This window comes from Streptomyces sp. So13.3 (assembly GCF_005860785.2).
In the GTDB taxonomy this organism is placed as follows: Bacteria; Actinomycetota; Actinomycetes; order Streptomycetales; family Streptomycetaceae; genus Actinacidiphila; species Actinacidiphila fildesensis.
The window spans coordinates 1,100,228-1,117,299 of sequence record NZ_CP048835.1 but is presented as its reverse complement, the minus strand read 5'-3'; the positions used below and the strand labels follow the sequence as shown (position 1 = coordinate 1,117,299).

Here is a 17,072-nt window from a genome sequence, read left to right as displayed (position 1 = left end):
GCGTCTGATGGGGGTAGACGCCGGCGAAGATCCGAACTCATCGCCACCTCAAGGAAAATCTCGGCACCCGGCGCGGACCGATGACTACGGTGAGCGTGTGACGAACGCCTGGAGCACCACCGACGCCGGCGTTCTCCGGCTGCCCTCCGGGCGCCTGGTGCGCGGCCGTGCCCTGCGCCGGCCGCTGCCGGCCGGACCGGTACCCGACTTCGCGGTCCATCTGCTCGGCAAGCGGCCGCCCGAAGTGCCGTGGGAAGCGCGCTGGCTGCGCTGGCCGGACTTCCGGCTGCCCGGCGACGACGCGGAGGCCCGGTCCGTCCTCGCCGAGGCGCTGGCCCGGGCCGGCGGCGAACGCGTCGAACTCGCCTGCGGCGGCGGCCGGGGACGCACCGGAACGGCCCTGGCGTGCCTCGCCGTCCTCGACGGAGTCCCGCCCGGCGAGGCCGTCGCCTACGTCCGCCGCCACTACGACGCCCACGCCGTGGAAACGCCCTGGCAACGCCGCTATGTGCGCCGCTTCGCTCCCTGACGCCGTTGAGGGCACTGCCCCGGAGTCGGTTCCGCCCGCGCCCTCACGCCCGACGGTCCCGTCGACGCCCTCCTGCGGCGGGCGGGCCGATGCGTTCGGCGGTCATTCCGCGTCCTCTTTCGTCTGCGCCGAAGGTAGTCGGGGATCGGGGGCCGACGCGGTCGCGTGGCAGGCGCCGCGGCCGTCGGCGCGGGCCGTGATCCGGCTCGCCCGGATGCGGACGGCGACCTCGGTTCCGTCACTGACGGCGGGCACGCCGGCCGCCGCGGCGAGGGCGCCCGACTCGTCGAAGACCACCTGGAGGCGCGGCCAGGCCGACGGCGGGAACGCCTGGCGCAGACAGCCGCAGAGGTCCGCGACGGCCAGCCGCGCCAGCGGTGCCAGTTCGTCGGGGTCCCCGGTGACCAGGACGGCCGTGACCGTCGCTCCGGGCGGCGCCGCCCGTACCGCCTCCTCCACCGCCTCGAGCCGGTGCAGCCCCAGGATCGCGACCACGCCGTCGTCCGTGAGCCGGGCGGGTCCGCCGTGCACCGCGTCGAGCGTGGGCGGCGGGGACCACGGCTCGTCGGTCGGCCACGCCTGGGTGATCACGTGCGGCGGCGGCCACCAGCCGTTGAGGTCGAGGCCCGCCAGTTGCGCGCAGGCACTGACGACGTTGAACGGTTCGACGAATCCGGGCGCGGCCGCGGCCATCTGGCCGGCGCCGTGCAGGGTCGTCAGCACGGCTTCCGCGACCCGCACCAGACTGCCGTCCGGCGCTCCGGGCGGCCGGAGGCCCTCCAGCGCCAGCCCGAGCAGCAGCGCGTCCAGCTTCATCAGCTGGGCGAACGGCCGCCGGATGCGCTCCTCGGCGAGGATCTCGGGCATCACGTACATCCCGAGCCGGGCCGGGCCGTGCGGCTCGTCGGTGTCCGCGAGCGGGAGGCGTGCGACCCAGGCGCGGGCGAGCGTGCCGAGCGCCTCGGGGGCGGTGTGCCCGGGCTCGGGGTGCGGCGGTCCGGGGGTGCGCTCGGCGAGGGCCGCCAGGACCGAGAAGTACAGCGCGCGTTTGCTGGGGAAGTTGGAGTAGACGGCGCCACGGGTCAGACCGGCGCGCCCGGCGATCCGGTCCACCTTGGCGTCCCGGAAACCGTGCTCGGCGAACTCGTCCCGGGCCGCGGTCAGTACCTTGGCGCGGTTGCGCTCCTGCAGCTCCACCCTGCTGGGCCGGCCCATCGCCCTCACTCTTGCCTTCGCGCTTCCGCGTTGCGTCCGTCGCGGCTCAAGATACCTTGACCATTCAAATGGTGGCGTCATATGGTCACAGCATTCGAGTGGCCGTCCCGACTCCCGAGTCCTTGCCTCCAGGGCCGTTCGACCGGCACAACCGTTTGAGGAGACACTTCCGCGTGGCACGCATCGGTGACGGCGGTGACCTGCTGAAATGTACGTTCTGCGGGAAGAGCCAGAAGCAGGTCGGCAAGCTCATCGCGGGACCGGCCGACATCTGCATCTGCGACGAGTGCGTCGAGCTCTGCAATGAACTCATCGTGGAGGAGACCGGCGGGCCCCCCGAGGCCGGCTCGCTCGAACTTCCGACACCGCGCGAGATCCACGCCTTCCTCGACGGCTACGTCATCGGGCAGGAGAGCGCCAAGAAGGTGCTGTCGGTGGCGGTCTACAACCACTACAAGCGGGTCCGTCCGCAGACCGGCGGGAGCGGGAAGCGCGGTGCGAAGGACGAGACCGTCGAACTCGGCAAGTCCAACATCCTGCTGATGGGCCCGACCGGCTGCGGCAAGACGTACCTCGTCCAGACGCTGGCCCGGATGCTCGACGTCCCGTTCGCGATCGCGGACGCCACCGCCCTCACCGAGGCCGGCTACGTCGGGGAGGACGTCGAGAACATCCTGCTCAAGCTGATCCAGGCCGCCGACCACGACGTCCGGAAGGCCGAGCGCGGCATCATCTACATCGATGAGATCGACAAGATCGCCCGAAAGAGCGACGGGCCGTCGATCACCCGGGACGTCTCCGGCGAGGGCGTCCAGCAGGCGCTGCTGAAGCTGCTGGAGGGCACCACCGCGAGCGTGCCGCCGCAGGGTGGCCGCAAGCAGCCGCGCCAGGAGTTCATCGCGTTCGACACGAGCAACGTGCTGTTCATCGTCGGTGGCGCGTTCGCCGGCCTGGAGCGGATCATCGAGCAGCGCGCCAGCCGTTCGGGCATCGGATTCGGCGCCGAGGTGCGCAGCACGGAGGAGCGGCGGAAGCGGAACGAGGACGCCTTCGCCGACGTCATGCCCGCGGACCTGGTGCAGTTCGGGCTCATCCCGGAGATCGTCGGCCGGCTGCCCATGGTGTCGACCGTCCAGCCGCTGGACGTGGCGGCGCTGACCCGGATCCTGACCGAGCCCCGCAACGCGCTCATCAAGCAGTACCAGAAGCTCTTCGAGCTCGACGGCGTCGAGCTGGAGTTCACCGAGGACGCCGTCGCCGCCGTCGCGGAGCAGGCCCTGCTGCGCCGCACCGGCGCCCGGGCGGCCCGCTCGATCCTCGAAGAGGTCCTGCTCAACGTGATGTACGAGGTGCCGAGCCGGAGCGATGTGGCCCGCGTCGTCGTCGACCGCGACACGGTGCTCGACAACGTCAACCCGACCCTGATCCCGCGCGACTACCCCGGCCCCGCCCCGGAACCCGGCGAACGGACCGCCTGAGCCCGCCCGCGCTCCGGGCCCGGGGGAGCGCGGCTGACTACGCTGGGGGCGGTGTTCACCTCCGAAGGACCCACGCTCCGCGAACTGACCGTGCAGGCGCTCTCGTCGATCGAGCGCGGCTACGACCTGCTGGCGCCGAAGTTCGACCACACCCCCTTCCGCACACCCGAGCCCTTCCTGGACGCGGTGACCGGCGCACTGCGCCCGCTCGGGCCGTTCGGGACGGGGCTCGACGTCTGCTGCGGTACGGGCGCCGGGGTCGGGGTGCTGCGGGAACTGTGCGAGGAGCGGGTCACCGGGGTCGACTTCAGCGCCGGGATGCTGGCCGCCGCCGGGCAGGCCGTCCCGGTGGAGGGCAAGCCCGCGGTGGACTGGGTACGGGCGGATGCGCGGGCGCTGCCGTTCACAGCGGCGTTCGATCTGGCCGTGAGTTTCGGCGCGTTCGGACACTTCCTGCCCGCCGAGCGGCCGGGTCTGTTCGCCGAGGTGCACCGCTCGTTGCGGTCCGGCGGGGTGTTCGCCTTCCCCCTCGGCGCTCCGCTGCCGGTCCGTTCCCCGCTGTACTGGGCGCTGTACGGATTCGACGCGGTCATGCGGGTGCGCAACGCGCTGTGGCGTCCGCCGTTCGTCATGTACTACCGGACCTTCCCGCTGCGGGGAGTGCGGGACGATCTGGTCGGGGCCGGGTTCACCGTGGAACTGCTCCCGCTGGAGGAGTTCGGCCGCCGCCCGGACGGCAGCCCGCACTGCCGGCTGGTGGTGGCCCGGCGTAGCTGAGGGACTGCCTCAATTCCGGACGGCGAATCATCGCAGCGGGATATGAGGAAAGTGTCAGGGTGCGGCATACATCTCACCGCGGCATCGGCGAACACCAGTGCGCTTAACATCCCAGGGGTGTGCGCACATATTCTGGTCGCGGAAGACGACGAAATGCAGGCGGAGCTGGTACGCCGGTGCGTGGAGGCGCACGGTCACACCGCGACCGTCGTCCACGACGGCCGGTCCGCCGTCGACGAGGTGCTGCGCAGCCGGCCCGACCTGCTCGTCCTGGACTGGATGCTGCCGGAGATCGACGGCCTGGGCGTGTGCAGAATCCTGCGGCCCGGCAGCGATCTGCCGGTGCTGATGCTCACCGCCCGCTCCCATGAGGACGATCTGCTGCTCGGCCTGGAGCTGGGCGCGGACGACTACATGACCAAGCCCTACAGCCCGCGCGAGCTGATGGCCCGCATCCACGCCCTGCTGCGGCGCGTCCAACGGCCCCCGGTGGCGGCCGACGGTGTCCTGTGGGTCGACACCCTGGCGGTGGACCCCGCCCGGCGGGCGGTGAGCTGCGCGGGGGAGCCGGTGGTCTGCACACCCGGGGAGTTCGAGATCCTGCTGGCGCTGGCCGCCGAACCGGACCGGGTCTTCACCCGCGGTCAGCTGCTGGAGTGCGTCCGGGGGTACGAGCGCGCCATCTCCGAGCGCGCCATCGACGTCCACATCCTCAACCTGCGCAAGAAGATCGAGATCGATCCGCGCAAGCCGGTGCGCCTGGTGACCGTGTTCGGCGTCGGATACAAACTGACCGGAGGCCGCCGTGGCCCGTAACGTTCCGCTGCGCAAGAGCCTGCTGGCCCGGCTGCTGGTCACCTCGATGCTGATCGCCGTCTGCTCGATCGTCGCCACCGCGTGGCTCGCGGTGCAGACCACCACCCGGGCCATCCAGCAGGAACAGGGCCAGATCCTGTCCGACGACGCGATGATCCACGACACGCTGACCGGCTACGCCGCCGGGCACAAGGCATGGGCCGGCGTCCAGCCGACGATCGACCGGCTGGCCCGGGCGACGGGCCGCCGCGTCGCGCTCACCGACCAGGACCGCCATGTGCTCGCCGACTCCGCGCCGAAGGGTCCGGAACTGCCGCCGCGGGCCTTCGCCGTCATCGACGCCCTGCGGACCGACACCCCGCTCCAGGGGCAGAGCGGAACGCAGCCGGTGTCACGCATCGATCCGCGCGCGGTCGGCCCGTACCGGCTGCCCGCCGCCGAGCACGCGCTGCTGACGCAGTTCGCCGGCAAGGTGCTGGCGTGCCTGCGCGACGAGGGGTGGGTGGGGAAGGTGGCCGACAGCCCCGGCGGCCGGCCCACCGTGCAGGTGTCCCGCGACGGCCAGACGAAGCTCGACGATTACGCCTACGACGACTGCGGTCTGGCGGGGCTGAGCCGGCCCACCGCCACCGAACAGCGGGCCCTGAGCGGCCTCGACATCCTGGTGAACGCCTGTCTGGCCCGGCAGGGATCCACCGTCGCGGGATATGTGAGCCTGTCGTCCGACTTCACCTGGGGCAAGGGCGTCAAGGTACCGTCGGACTACCAGGTGCTGCAGGACTGCATCGACGCCAGCCGCCGGGAGCAACTGCGCACCTTCGTCGCCCCGGCCGCGCAGCTCTTCGTCAGCGACACCGGCGCCGGCGCCGGCCGGCCGCGCTTCGACCTGTCACGGGCCAACACCACCCGCATCGCCGGCGTGACCGGACTCGTCCTGCTCCTCACCGTCACCGTGACGGCCCTGATCGCCACCCGGCTGGTCCGGCCGCTGCGTGCCCTGACCAACGCCGCGCAGGAGCCCATAGAACGGCACACCCGCGTCCCGGTCACCACCAGCGACGAGACCGGATTCCTCGCCGCGGCCTTCAACGACCTGTCAGAGCGCAGGGAACGCACCGAGACCCAGCGCAAGGCGATGGTCAGTGACATCGCCCATGAGCTGCGGACCCCGCTGACCAACATCCGCGGCTGGCTGGAGGTCGCCAAGGACGGCATCGTCGTGCCCGACCAGCGGCTGCTGTCGTCCCTCCACGACGAGGCGCTGCTCCTGCAGCACATCATCGACGACCTGCAGGACCTCGCGTCCGCCGATGCCGGCACCCTGCGGCTGCACCCCGAACCGGTGCGGCTGGGTGATCTCCTGCAGCAGGTCGCCGACGCGAACCGCGCCCACGCTCAGGTCGCCGGGGTGAGCATCGCCGCCTCCGTGGAGGGGGATCCGCAACTGAGCGCCGACCCCGTCCGGCTGCGCCAGGCCCTGGGCAACCTGGTCTCCAACGCGCTGCGCCACACCCCGTCGGGCGGGAGCGTCTCGCTGCACGCCCACCGGGCCGACGGCATGGTCACGATCGATGTCACCGACACCGGTTCCGGGATCGCGCCGGAGGACCTGGCCAACATCTTCGACCGGTTCTGGCGGGTGGAGAAGTCCCGCAGCCGCCGCACCGGCGGCAGTGGACTGGGGCTGGCCATCGTCCGCCAGCTCGCGCACGCCCATGGCGGCACCGTGACCGCGCGCAGCGTTCCCGGCGAGTCCACGGTCTTCACGCTGCGACTGCCACCGCACCCCGTCATGGAAGCGGCGGCCGATGGTCCGGCGTCAGCGGGACGGGTACCGGGCGACGCCGCCGCCCCACGCCGCCGTTTCGGGCGCGACCACTCGCGTGACCGTCACGGCGGTCACTGAACCGGCGGGGGCGCCGGCCGCGTCAGCCGCCGCAGCGGAGTCGGCCGCGTCGGGTGCGTCAGGTGCCAGGACCACCCGTGACTCCCTGACGCCGCCCGCTTCGCCACCGACGCAACCGGTCACCACGGACAGGACCGAGAACGTGATGGTGGCCAGTGCGGCGGACTGCCACATCTGCGGCCGGGTGGCTGTCGATCGCTTCCATGCGCTCATCATGCCGGTCAGCTTCGCCGACACTTTTTAGGAAGTTGTCAGGGCCGGCTGCCGAATTGTTCGCAGGAGCAAGAAAGCCGCGACAGCGACCGCTGCCAGGGCAGCGGTCGCTGTGCGGTTCCGCCGCGACGGGGAGGCGTGCGCGCGACGGCGCATATCCGCCGATACGTCGTCTTCCCCATTGCGGAGCATGGTGCGGAAAGCTCAGTTGGAGAAGTCCTGGGTGAGCCAGACAGTTCCTGAACTGTCCCGGAATACCGCGATACCGATATGGGTGAACGAGGAGCTCAGCATGTTGCGGCGGTGGCCGTCGTTCGGCGGTCGCTCGTCGAGCATGCTCTGCGTGAGTCCGAGTGCCATCTTGGCTATGGCCTGCTGGGTGTCGGCGACCGGTCCGCCCTCGCCGATGTTCTCTCCCGCCGACATCCACTGCACGCCCTGCGCCCGCTCGCGGTCGCCGAACGCGGGCTCGCCGGGGCACTGGTGGGACAGTCCACAGCCGGCGGACATCACCTTGTTGTGCGCCGCCGCACTGCGGTTCAGCCCTTCGAGAAGGGTGTACGCGGGCAGTCCCTGGGCGGCCCTGGCCTGGTTGACCTTGGCCAGCACCTGCTGCACCGCGTCGCCGGAGACCGGTGGGGTCGACGGGGCGGACGTGGTGGGGGCGGGCTTCGTCGGGGTCGGCGCCGGCCGGGGCGGGGTGGTGTGACGCGAGGGCGTGGGGGGTCGGCTTCGCGGTCGGCCGGGCGGGGTGCGTCACGGGAGACGTGGGCCGGAAAGTGGCTTTGCGGCGTGTGTGCCCACCGCTGCGGTGGGGGTCGCAGCGGTGGGCTGTCCTGGGGCGTGGCCGGAGCCGCCGCCTATGCAGGCGAAGGCCGTCCCGCCGCCCAGTGCGGCGATCACGGCCGCGCCCATGACGGCTTTGCGCAGTCGGGGCTGCCGCGGTGCGCGGTGCTGCGGCGAGGGGGCGCTGGGCAGATCGGCGCGGCGGTGCGAGCTCATGTGTGGAAGACCTCGGGGGATCGGAGGCGGGGGCCGGCGCGGAGCACAGGGGGATGCCCCGCGCCGGGATGTGTCACGACCGGTCGAGGGGTGCTGCTGAGTGACCGGGCGAGACCGAACCTAGGCGCTTTCCGGCCGGTGTCACACACCGCGACGGGAACCTTAGATTCTCCTAAGGTTGCCCACAGGTTCCGCTCGGTTCCGGGCGGCCGGAGCCGCCTCGAAGCAACCGTCCGCGGTTACCAGGAGACTTCGCGGGTGACCGCCTGTGGCTGCGGGTGGATGGTCCCCGTGGTCTCCGAACGGTGGTTCGCACTGGAGAAGGTCACGGTCAGGGTGTCCGGTGCGTCCTGGTCCGTGCTCGTGGTGAAGCCCGGCGACGGCACCGCGGAGACCAGGCAGATCGCGTCGGCGCCCATGTTGAACGTCACCCGGCCGCCCACCGACTGCATGCTGTGCACCCCCACGCCGCCCTTGCAGGTGTTCGACGTGTTGCGCCCGTTCACCGGAGCGGTCGTCGGAGGCCGCGTGGTGGGCGGCTTGGTGGACGGCGTCACCGTCGGGGTCTTGCGCGGGGTGGGAGTGAGCGGGGTGCTCGGCGCCGAAGTGGCGGGAATGAGCAGGCCGGGTGTGGGGGACGGCGTGCTGAAGACCGTCGGCAGCGCATGCGCGGTCGGCGGTAGCGGAGCGGTCGAATGCACCACAAAGCGCACGGCCAGGAAGGCGGCGGTCACGGTCAGAGCCGTGCAGCACAGCCAGATCATGAGGTAGCGCAGCGGACGGGGCACGGCACCATCATGGCTGATCCGTTACGGTGTGCCGCATGGCCAGCGTCCTTGTCGTGGAAGACGACCCCGCCATACGCGCGGCACTGATCGAGATCCTGACCGGTGACGGCCATGTGGTGCGCAGTGCCGCCGATGGATTCAGCGGACTGAGAGAGGTGACTCAAGGGCCCCTCGACGCCGTCATCCTGGACCTGGGACTGCCGGATCTGGACGGAAGTGACGCGCTGCGCATGATCCGTGGCATCTCCCAGGTACCGGTGCTCGTGGTCACCGCCCGGGACGACGACGCCGAGATCGTCCGGCTGCTGAACGCGGGCGCCGACGACTATCTCGTCAAGCCCTTCTCCAGCGGACAGTTGACCGCCCGGCTGACCGCGGTCCTGCGACGCGTCGGCCGGGCCGTCGCCTCGGTCCCCGGAGGTCTGCACGAAGGCCCGACCGCGACGCAGGGCCCGATGGTGGTCGGTGAGCTGCGGGTGGACGCCATGGCCCGCACCGCGCATCTCGGCGGCCGGGAACTGCATCTCACCCGGCGTGAGTTCGATCTTCTCGCCTACCTGGCCGGCAACGCCGGCTGCGTCGTCTCCAAGCGCAAGATCCTCACCGAGGTGTGGCGCGAGTCCTATGTCGACGATGCGACGATCGATGTGCATCTGTCCGCACTGCGCCGCAAACTCGGTGAACGGGCGATACGTCCGCGGTACCTGCACACGGTGCGTGGTGTCGGCATCAAGCTGGTGACGCCACCGTGAGACGCGCCCTGGCAGGGGTGGCGCTGGCGGTCACTTCCATGGTGGCCCTGTCCTTCCTGATACCCCTCGCCCTGCTGGTGCGCTCGGAGGCCCGCAACCAGGCGATCACCGCCGCCGAACAGCAGGCCGCCGCGCTCGCCCCGGTGCTGGCCCTGACCGACGACATCCCCGACCTGCGCCAGGCCATCTCCGTGCTGGCCCCTGGCGAGGACCTGAGCGTCCACCTGCCGGCCGGACAGGTCGTCGGACCGACGCACGCGCCCGCCGCCCTGCTCCAGCGAGCCGCCCGTGACGGCGAGGCGATCGCCCAGAACCGGCCGGGCGGCTGGGTCTACCTCCAGCCGGTCGTCCTGGGTCCCGGGCGGGTTGCGGTGATCGAGGAGTTCGTCCCCTCGGACCGGCTCAACCGGGGGGTGGCCGCCTCCTGGGGGGCCATCACGCTGCTCGCGGTGGCCCTGGTGGCCGGCTCCACCCTCGTCGCGGACCGGCTCGCCGCCCGCGTGGTGCGCTCCTCGCACCAGCTGTCCCGCGCCACCCACGCCCTGGGCCGCGGCGACCTCAACGTCCGGGTGGACCCGATGGGACCGCCCGAGTTGTACGAGGCGGGGCTGGCCTTCAACGCCATGGCCGATCGCATGCTGGAGCTGCTCGCCGTCGAACGTGAACTCGTCGCGGACCTCTCCCACCGGCTGCGGACACCGCTGACCGCACTGCGCCTCACCGCCGACCGCATGGGGCCGACCGCCGACGCGGAACGGATCGCCGCCGCGATCCACCACCTCGACGCCGAACTGCACTCGATCATCACCGCCGCCCGCACACCACTCGCCGTGGGACCGATGGGATGGGGCCTGCGACCGCTCTCGGGGGCCGCCACCCCTGGCCGGACACCCGCCTCGGGTCCGCCCGCGGAGGGCTGCGCGGCAGCCGCGGTGATCCGCCGCAAAGCCGCCTTCTGGGCCGTTCTGGCCGAGCAGCAACACCGGCCGTTCCATGTGGACATCACCCTTGAAGAGGCACTGATCGACCTGCCCGAGGACGACCTCGCGGCCGTCTTCGACGCCCTGGTCGGCAATGTGTTCCGGCACACGGCGCCGGGCACCGCGTTCGCGGTGCGCCTGGAGCGTGGTGCGCAGAGTGTGACGCTCGTGGTCGAGGACGCCGGTCCCGGCATCCCGGATCCGGGCGGTGCCGTGGCCCGCGGGGTCAGTACGGTCTCCACCGGCCTCGGACTGGACATCGCCCACCGGGCCGCCGCCGTGACGCGCGGAGCGGTGGACATCTCCCGGGGCGGGCTGGGCGGCGCACACATCGAGGTGACCTTCGGACTCGCCGCGGCCCAGGGCAGCGGCGGCCGCAGCAAGCGCCGCCGTCGTACCGCCGCCTCCAGGGGCTCCCGGACACGCTGGTGGACCGCGTCATGACGTTTCCGCGACAAGGCGTGCCCGTTCCCTGACAGGGCCCGCCCGCCTCCCCGACCGGGTCCGCCCATCAGGGTCCGCCCGTCGGGGTCGGGTCGTCGCGTCCTGGTCTACGGGCCGGCGGGGAACGGCTGCTCGGCCCAGATGGTCTTTCCGCGCGGTTGTGCGCCAGGAAGCGCAGATCGGTGTCGAAGACGTTGCACGGGTTTATGTGGAGTGGCCTTAAGTTTTCTTTAAGCCATTTGCAAGACCGGCAATGCGATTTCTGAAATTGTGCGCTGTGTGCCGGCCGGGAATGCCAATGCGGGAGCAACCGGACGCCCTTCCGGCGGACGGCCGCGTCGGTGCTCAGCCGATGAGCACCGACGCCACTGCCGCCGCGACCGTGACGACCGCGAAGCCGACCATCGCCCCGCGCGCCCGCCCGGCCGGATCCACCCGCGGCAGGGGTTCGTGGCGCCGCCCGCCCCACAGGCCCTCGTCCGCCGCGCCGTCCGGTCCGTATGCGCTGAGCCACCGGACGACGAGCGGCGTCCGGTCCTCCTTCTCCATGTGCTGCATACCCACGCAAACGACTCGCCCGGGGACCGGAAACGCGACCTCCGGCACCGCAACCGGATCGTCACCGGCGGGCCGGCCGCATCAGTTCCCGAGGGCCGCCAGCGCTTCGTCCCGGGTGTTGTGCCACAGGGTGGTGACCGGGTCGTAGACCGCGATGCCCGGAGTCGGGGCGCCGATCCCGGCGGCCGTGAAGGTGAGCCCGCTGTGCGCGGGGTCGGCGGCCACCGTGAGGGTCGGGGCGTACCGGGCCGGGGCGCTGCGGTCGTCGGTCCTGACCGCCGCGAACTGGCTCCGGCGTGCGGCGATGACCCGTGGGCCGTCGGCCGAATCCGGGACGGTGCGGGCCTCACCGTCGAGGCCGCCGAACGTCACCGTCGGGAAGCGGTTGACGGTGCATCTGCTCGCGCTCCGGTTCTGCACGCTCACGAGCGCCACCGCACTCGCGATCGGCGGCAGCATATGGACGGTGAAGGAGAGGTCCCCCGGTGCGCACGCACGCACCTTCTCGGGTGCGGCGGGTGCGGCGGGTCCGGCGGGCGAGGCGGGCGTGGCGGATCCGGCGAGTGCGGCCGGGGCCGCGGTGAGGACAAGAGCGGATGTGAGGGCGAGTGTCGTCAGAGTGCGCATGACACTTCCCTATCCCCGCCGTCGCCCCGCTACGCTCCGTCAGGCCGATCACCGGGGACATCGACCGGTTCGGCGTAAACCCCCGCAAGGGCCGCTTCCGCGCCGGAAACGGCCGGCTGCTACCGTCGGGAATCATGAACGACAGCGTGTATGTGGGCAATGCGGGCGTCGACGCCGCACTGGACAAGGGCTGGTTGCTCGGTCACTTCAAGGACGGGTCCGATCCCCGGCACAGCGAGGACGTCGAGATCAAGTGGGGCATCCACCCGCCGGGTGACGAGCGGGCGGTCTGGGTCACCGCGGAGGAACGTACCGCTCTGCTGGTCCTCATCAAGGGCCGGTTCCGGGTGGAGCTTCCCGGGCGGAGTGTGCTCCTCGCCGAGCAGGGTGACTACGTGGTGTGGGGCCGGGGCGTCGACCACTCCTGGTACGCGGAGGAGGAGTCCGTCGTGCTGACCGTCCGCTGGCCCTCGGTCGCCGGTTACAAGGTGATGGAGGAGAGCGACTCCGCCCGGGTGTCCGGCTGACGGCAGCAGGTTGCCGACCCTGACTCCGGTCGGTCCTCGGTCGGTTCTCAGCCGGAGACCGCGCGCAGTGCGCCCGGCCGGCGGCCGGTGAGGCGGTCGAGGGCGGCGGAGGTGGCGTCGTCCGCCGGGAGGTGGACGACAAGGCGCTGGGCGTCGTCGGCGGCCAGGTCGAGTGTCTCGTAGGCCAGGCGCAGTTCGCCCGCTTCGGGGTGGACCAGCCGTTCGACGCCGTTGGACCGCGGGAGGCCCGGCAGGCTCTCCACACGATCGCTGAAGACGGTCCCCGCGGTGACGGTCAGTTCGTCGGCGAGCGCGGCGACATGCGGGTCCGCCCGGAACGGACCCTGTTTGAGGGCGGCCACCTGCTGGTCGGCGACGAGCTCCCAGTCGGGATACGCGGTACGTGCCCGGTCGTCGGCGAAGACGAAGCGGGCCAGGTTCGGGGGAGCCCCGTCCAGCAGGCCGAGGGGCCCGGTCAGCCGCTCGTACCCCGAGGTCCAGGCGAGGATGTCGCTCAGCCGGTTGAGCAGCACGGCGGGAGCGGGCTCCAGACGGTCGAGCAGTGCCTGCACGGAAGGACGCACGGTACGGGCGGGCGGCGCACCGGCCAGGCAGGTGAAGCCGGCCTCGGCACCCTTGGTGAGCCGGTACAGGTGGATGCGTTCGTTCGCGGTCAGCCGGAGCGCGTCGGCCAGCGCGGAGAGCACCGGCGGGGACGGCCGCCGGTCGCGCCCCTGCTCGAGCCGGGTCACGTACTCGACGCTGACGCCCGCGAGCATCGCCAGTTCGGAGCGGCGCAGCCCCGGGGTGCGGCGGCGCGGTCCGGTGGGCAGCCCCACTTCGCCGGGCGCGACGCCCTCGCGGCGGACGCGCAGGAACAGGCCCAACTCGTTGTCGCTCACCCGTCGAACGTAACAGGCGCGGCCGCCGGGATCGTGGCCCTGTCGCTACCAGCCTCGGCCCGGCCTTCCTGCCCGGCCGCCGGCCGGGCAGGTTGGGAGCCGTGACCCGCTCGGTCACCTCACGACGTACGACAGGGAGCACCGACATGTCCGCACCGACCGACACCCGGACCCAGCAGACCCTCAACCTCGCAGTGCTCATCGGCAGCGTCAGGGAAGGCCGGTTCGGCCCCGTGGTGGCGAACTGGTTCTTCGAACAAGCCGCGCTCCACGGCCGGTTCAAGGTGGATCTCATCGATCTCGCCGATACGCCGCTGCCGCTCGAACTGCCGCCCGTGCCACCGGCGATGGAGCCGGCCCTCCCGCGGCCCGCCGAGATGGCGGAGCTCACCCGTCGGCTCGGGGAGGCCGACGCGATCGTCGTGGTGACCCCCGACTACAACCGCAGTTTCCCGGCTTCGCTGAAGGCCGCGATCGACTGGCACTACACCCAGTGGCAGGCCAAGCCGATCGGGTTCGTGGGCTACAGCGGCGGGAGCGGCGGCCTGCTGGCCATCGAGCAGCTGCGGCAGGTGTTCAACGAACTGCAGGCTCACACGGTCCGCGACTACGTCTCCTTCCCCCGCTACTACCTGCTCTTCGGCCCGGACGGCACCCTGCTGGAGCCCGAGGGACCCGACGCCGCCGCGAAGGTGCTGCTGGACCAGCTGTTGTGGTGGGGATCGGTCCTGCACGACGCCCGGCGCGACCGGCCGTACCCCGCCGCGGCCTGAGTCCCGCGCGGCGCCCCGGTCCGGCGGGCCGGGGCCGGATCAGAACGGCTTCGTCGGCAGGTACTTGCCGTCGAGGGTGATGACGGCCCGGGAGCCGCCGTCGGGGTCCTCGACCTTCCGCACATCGAGCCGGAAGTTGATCGCGCTGATGATGCCGTCGCCGAACTGCTCGTGGATCAGCGCCTTGAGCGTGGTGCCGTAGACCTGGAGCATCTCGTGGAAGCGGTAGATCGTCGGATCGGTGGGGACGCCGCCCGGGGCGGAGCCGCGCAAGGGGATCGTCTGCAGCAGCAGGGAGGCGTCCTCGTCCAGGCCGAGGAGCCCGGTGACGGCGTCGGCGGCTTCGGCCGGCAGCGGATGCTGGCCGAGCAGCGCGGCCGTCACGAAGGCCACCGACAGACCGGTGACATCGGCCAGCTCCTGCCAGCTGAGGTCCTTGCGCATCTTGGCGTCGACGACCTGGATCGCGAGCTGCTCGCGGGCCTGCGGGTCGAACTGGGCCTGGATCATGGGAGTTCCTTCCGGAGTGCGGTGTGAGTGATGGCCGGCCGACGGGGTCGTCAGCCGGCGAGTGCGGTGAAGCGGCCGCTCGCGGTGTCGAGTTCCTCGACGGCACCGGTGCCGATGTCGTAGACCCAGCCGTGCAGGGTGACCGTGTGCCGGTCCAGTGCGCGGGCGACGCTGGGATGAGTGGCGAGATGCGCGAGTTGCGTGAGGACGTTGTCGCGGATCAGGGCGGCGACCGCGTCCCCGCCGTCCGCCGCGGCCGCGCGGGCCGGGGAGGCGTCGGCGTACCGCAGCCAGTCGGCGATGGCGGGCAGCGCGGTCAGGTCCCGGCCCTCGGCGAGCGCGGTCATCGCACCGCAGGCGGAATGGCCGCAGACGATGATGTCGCTGACGCCCAGGACACCGATGGCGTACTCGATGCTGGCCGCCACACCGTCCGCGCCGGCGCCGCGGGCGGGGACGAGGTTGCCGGCGGTCCTGATGACGAACAGCTCACCCGGCTCGCGCTGGGTGATCAGCTCGGGGACCACCCTGGCGTCGGAACAGCCGATGAACAGGGCGGTCGGCCGATGGGTGGCGGCGAGGTGCTCGAAGAGCCCCGCCCGGGCGGGGAAGACGTCCCGCTGGAAGCGCTGGACTCCCTCGGCGATATCGCGCATGGTCACTCTCTTCGGTGAGGGTGTCGGTGGAGGCCGACGTGCTCCACCCTGCGTGACCAGTGCCTATAGTGTCCAAGACGGAGAAGTCATGACAGCGATTGCTGTCATCTATAGCGGGAGGCGGCCTTGGAACTACGGCATCTGCGCTATCTGCTCGCCGTCGCCGAACACGCCAACTTCACGCGCGCGGCCGAGGCCCTGCACATCTCCCAGCCGACGCTCTCCCAGCAGATCAAGCAGCTGGAACGCTCCTTGAAGGTGCAGCTGCTGGACCGGACCGGGCGCACCGTCCGGCTGACCGACGCCGGCCGGACCTACGTCCACTACGCCCGCCGCGCCCTGCGCGACCTGGCCGCCGCGGAACGCGCAGTTCTGGACGTCCAGGACCTCTCGTCCGGCACCCTGCGGCTGGCCATGACCCCGACCTTCACCGCCTACCTCGTCGGCCCGCTGACCGGGGACTTCTACACCCGCCACCCCGGCATCACCCTGGACATCCAGGAGGACGCCCAGGACCGTGTCGAAGCCCGGCTGCTGGCCGACGAGCTCGACCTGGGCATCGGCTTCAGCGGCCAACACCTGCCGGGCATCGAGGCCACCGCGCTCTTCACCGAGACCCTGAGCCTCGTCGTCGGCACCGCCCATCCCTACGCCGGCCGGAAGCGCCCGTTGCCGGTGGGGAAACTTCACGGTCACCCTCTGGCGCTGCTCACCAGCGGCTTCGTCACCCGCGGCCACATCGACGCGTATCTCGCCGCGCACCAGGTGCAGCCGCACGTCGCCATGGAGGCGGACTCCGTCAACGCGCTCACCGAGATCGTCCGGCACACACCACTGGCCACGGTGCTGCCTGACGCCATCACCCGCGACCACCCCCATCTGCACCCCGTCGCCCTGGCTCCACCGCTGCCCGCCCGAACGGTCACCCTGCTGCGCCGCGAGACCGCCTACGAGAGCGCCGCCGCCCGCGCGTTCGCCGACCTCACCCACCAATGGGCCGCCACCCGCGGCTACGCCCCCGCCTGACACGGGCACGGGTCGCGGCCGGCCGGCGGACGACTCGTCAGGGCGGCGAAGGCCGGGGGTGACCTGCTGTCGTTGTGATCGTTTCCTGAGGTGAGAGGCCCACACCACATTTCCACGCCAGTGGTATCCCTCAGAACAGGACGACACGATGAGCAAGCACCAAAAGGGCCGTAGGCACCGGACGGTCAACCGCAACCCCCGTCCGGCCGGCCCCGCGCGGCCGCCGGCGGCGCCCCGGACCCCGGCCGCCGGACGGGTGGTTCCCGATGCGGAGCAGGGCGGCACGCGCATCCCGGAGACCTCCCCGGTGGCCCAGGCCCCGCAGACCGCGAAGTCCGCGAAGTCCGCGAAGCCGGACGTACCCAGAGCCTCCGATCCGGTGCCGGACGGCGGTCTCGGTCATCATGCGGCGCGTACCTGGCAGGAGGTGCAGTCCGCCGGGGACGGCGGGATCACGGTCGAGGAGCTGTGCACGGCCGTCGGCTACCAGTCGCGCACCATCCTCAAGCACCTCAAGGTGCTGGCCCAGGACGGGCTGGCCGAGCCGTTCGGAGAGCGGTGGCGGTCCACCGGCCAGAAGCTGTTCTAGGCTC

Annotated in this window: 20 protein-coding genes; 11 read left to right on the top strand and 9 right to left on the bottom strand. The window is 71.7% G+C overall.

All coding sequences use genetic code 11. The features are described 5' to 3' along the window. Positions 1-97: 97 nt before the first annotated feature. Positions 98-529, top strand: coding sequence for a protein phosphatase (locus C8250_RS05275; protein WP_138359097.1), 432 nt, complete (start codon positions 98-100; stop codon positions 527-529). 102 nt (positions 530-631) lie between these two features. Here C8250_RS05275 and C8250_RS05270 read toward each other — a convergent pair whose 3' ends face one another. Then, the gene (locus C8250_RS05270) at positions 632-1,744 is read right to left on the bottom strand and encodes a TetR/AcrR family transcriptional regulator (RefSeq protein WP_138359095.1); all 1,113 of its coding nucleotides are present in this window, start codon (positions 1,742-1,744) and stop codon (positions 632-634) included. Positions 1,745-1,917: 173 nt separating this feature from the next. On the opposite strand from C8250_RS05270, the gene clpX reads away from it, so the two are divergent. From clpX to C8250_RS05250, 4 genes are all read left to right on the top strand, one after another. Then, positions 1,918-3,222 (top strand): ATP-dependent Clp protease ATP-binding subunit ClpX, encoded by a 1,305-nt coding sequence (clpX, locus tag C8250_RS05265; protein WP_138359093.1) that lies wholly within the window; start codon positions 1,918-1,920, stop codon positions 3,220-3,222. A gap of 51 nt (positions 3,223-3,273) precedes the next feature. Beyond that, complete coding sequence (locus C8250_RS05260; RefSeq protein ID WP_138359091.1) at positions 3,274-3,999, top strand: class I SAM-dependent methyltransferase; 726 nt, start codon at positions 3,274-3,276, stop codon at positions 3,997-3,999. A gap of 117 nt (positions 4,000-4,116) precedes the next feature. Continuing rightward, complete coding sequence (locus C8250_RS05255) at positions 4,117-4,815, top strand: response regulator transcription factor (protein ID WP_138359089.1); 699 nt, start codon at positions 4,117-4,119, stop codon at positions 4,813-4,815. After that, positions 4,805-6,721, top strand: coding sequence for a HAMP domain-containing sensor histidine kinase (locus tag C8250_RS05250; protein WP_138359087.1), 1,917 nt, complete (start codon positions 4,805-4,807; stop codon positions 6,719-6,721). The genes C8250_RS05255 and C8250_RS05250 overlap by 11 nt, the downstream gene beginning before the upstream one ends. A 417-nt stretch (positions 6,722-7,138) precedes the next feature. Here C8250_RS05250 and C8250_RS05245 read toward each other — a convergent pair whose 3' ends face one another. From C8250_RS05245 to C8250_RS43355, 3 genes are all read right to left on the bottom strand, one after another. Continuing rightward, positions 7,139-7,552, bottom strand: coding sequence for a CAP domain-containing protein (locus tag C8250_RS05245; protein ID WP_187144737.1), 414 nt, complete (start codon positions 7,550-7,552; stop codon positions 7,139-7,141). 138 nt (positions 7,553-7,690) lie between these two features. Next, a complete protein-coding gene (locus C8250_RS05240; protein ID WP_187144736.1) occupies positions 7,691-7,936 on the bottom strand; it encodes a hypothetical protein in 246 nt (81 codons plus the stop codon). Positions 7,937-8,175: 239 nt separating this feature from the next. Then, the gene (locus tag C8250_RS43355) at positions 8,176-8,724 is read right to left on the bottom strand and encodes a hypothetical protein (protein ID WP_232486087.1); all 549 of its coding nucleotides are present in this window, start codon (positions 8,722-8,724) and stop codon (positions 8,176-8,178) included. 35 nt (positions 8,725-8,759) lie between these two features. Between C8250_RS43355 and C8250_RS05230 the strand changes: the two genes are divergently transcribed. Both C8250_RS05230 and C8250_RS05225 read left to right on the top strand, forming a co-directional pair. Continuing rightward, complete coding sequence (locus C8250_RS05230) at positions 8,760-9,476, top strand: response regulator transcription factor (protein WP_138351361.1); 717 nt, start codon at positions 8,760-8,762, stop codon at positions 9,474-9,476. Further along, on the top strand, positions 9,473-10,900 hold the full coding sequence (locus tag C8250_RS05225) for a HAMP domain-containing sensor histidine kinase (protein WP_138351362.1): 1,428 nt from the start codon (positions 9,473-9,475) through the stop codon (positions 10,898-10,900). The genes C8250_RS05230 and C8250_RS05225 overlap by 4 nt, the downstream gene beginning before the upstream one ends. 345 nt (positions 10,901-11,245) lie before the next feature. On the opposite strand, the gene C8250_RS05220 is transcribed toward C8250_RS05225, so the two are convergent. Both C8250_RS05220 and C8250_RS05215 read right to left on the bottom strand, forming a co-directional pair. Further along, positions 11,246-11,464 carry a hypothetical protein gene (locus tag C8250_RS05220; protein WP_138351363.1) on the bottom strand — a complete coding sequence of 73 codons (219 nt, stop codon included), beginning with the start codon at positions 11,462-11,464 and terminating at the stop codon, positions 11,246-11,248. Between the two features lie 75 nt (positions 11,465-11,539). Continuing rightward, positions 11,540-12,085, bottom strand: a complete 546-nt coding sequence (locus C8250_RS05215; RefSeq protein ID WP_138351364.1) for a DUF4232 domain-containing protein — start codon at positions 12,083-12,085, stop codon at positions 11,540-11,542. A gap of 134 nt (positions 12,086-12,219) precedes the next feature. Between C8250_RS05215 and C8250_RS05210 the strand changes: the two genes are divergently transcribed. Beyond that, complete coding sequence (locus C8250_RS05210; RefSeq protein WP_138351365.1) at positions 12,220-12,612, top strand: signal peptidase I; 393 nt, start codon at positions 12,220-12,222, stop codon at positions 12,610-12,612. 47 nt (positions 12,613-12,659) lie between these two features. On the opposite strand, the gene C8250_RS05205 is transcribed toward C8250_RS05210, so the two are convergent. Beyond that, positions 12,660-13,514: a helix-turn-helix transcriptional regulator gene (locus C8250_RS05205; protein WP_138351366.1), complete on the bottom strand. Its 855-nt coding sequence runs from the start codon at positions 13,512-13,514 to the stop codon at positions 12,660-12,662. Between the two features lie 146 nt (positions 13,515-13,660). On the opposite strand from C8250_RS05205, the gene C8250_RS05200 reads away from it, so the two are divergent. Continuing rightward, entirely contained in the window at positions 13,661-14,287 is a 627-nt protein-coding gene (locus C8250_RS05200; protein ID WP_138351367.1) for an NAD(P)H-dependent oxidoreductase, read from the top strand. 39 nt (positions 14,288-14,326) lie between these two features. On the opposite strand, the gene cynS is transcribed toward C8250_RS05200, so the two are convergent. Together cynS and C8250_RS05190 are read right to left on the bottom strand one after the other, a co-directional pair. Then, positions 14,327-14,797, bottom strand: a complete 471-nt coding sequence (gene cynS, locus C8250_RS05195; protein ID WP_138351368.1) for a cyanase — start codon at positions 14,795-14,797, stop codon at positions 14,327-14,329. 50 nt (positions 14,798-14,847) lie between these two features. Further along, positions 14,848-15,453, bottom strand: coding sequence for a carbonic anhydrase (locus C8250_RS05190; protein ID WP_138351369.1), 606 nt, complete (start codon positions 15,451-15,453; stop codon positions 14,848-14,850). A 126-nt stretch (positions 15,454-15,579) separates the two neighbouring features. Between C8250_RS05190 and cynR the strand changes: the two genes are divergently transcribed. Continuing rightward, a complete protein-coding gene (cynR, locus tag C8250_RS05185) occupies positions 15,580-16,479 on the top strand; it encodes a transcriptional regulator CynR (RefSeq protein ID WP_138351370.1) in 900 nt (299 codons plus the stop codon). 148 nt (positions 16,480-16,627) lie between these two features. After that, positions 16,628-17,068 (top strand): hypothetical protein, encoded by a 441-nt coding sequence (locus C8250_RS05180; RefSeq protein WP_138351371.1) that lies wholly within the window; start codon positions 16,628-16,630, stop codon positions 17,066-17,068. Positions 17,069-17,072: the final 4 nt, after the last annotated feature.

Coding starts and splice junctions, on each gene's coding strand:
- C8250_RS05270 (WP_138359095.1), bottom strand. CDS start 1,744: ATGGGCCGGCCCAGCAGGGTGGAGCTGCAGGAGCGCAACCGCGCCAAG.
- C8250_RS05240 (WP_187144736.1), bottom strand. CDS start 7,936: ATGAGCTCGCACCGCCGCGCCGATCTGCCCAGCGCCCCCTCGCCGCAG.
- C8250_RS05230 (WP_138351361.1), top strand. CDS start 8,760: ATGGCCAGCGTCCTTGTCGTGGAAGACGACCCCGCCATACGCGCGGCA.
- C8250_RS05215 (WP_138351364.1), bottom strand. CDS start 12,085: ATGCGCACTCTGACGACACTCGCCCTCACATCCGCTCTTGTCCTCACC.
- C8250_RS05210 (WP_138351365.1), top strand. CDS start 12,220: ATGAACGACAGCGTGTATGTGGGCAATGCGGGCGTCGACGCCGCACTG.
- C8250_RS05200 (WP_138351367.1), top strand. CDS start 13,661: ATGTCCGCACCGACCGACACCCGGACCCAGCAGACCCTCAACCTCGCA.
- cynS (WP_138351368.1), bottom strand. CDS start 14,797: ATGATCCAGGCCCAGTTCGACCCGCAGGCCCGCGAGCAGCTCGCGATC.
- C8250_RS05190 (WP_138351369.1), bottom strand. CDS start 15,453: ATGCGCGATATCGCCGAGGGAGTCCAGCGCTTCCAGCGGGACGTCTTC.
- C8250_RS05180 (WP_138351371.1), top strand. CDS start 16,628: ATGAGCAAGCACCAAAAGGGCCGTAGGCACCGGACGGTCAACCGCAAC.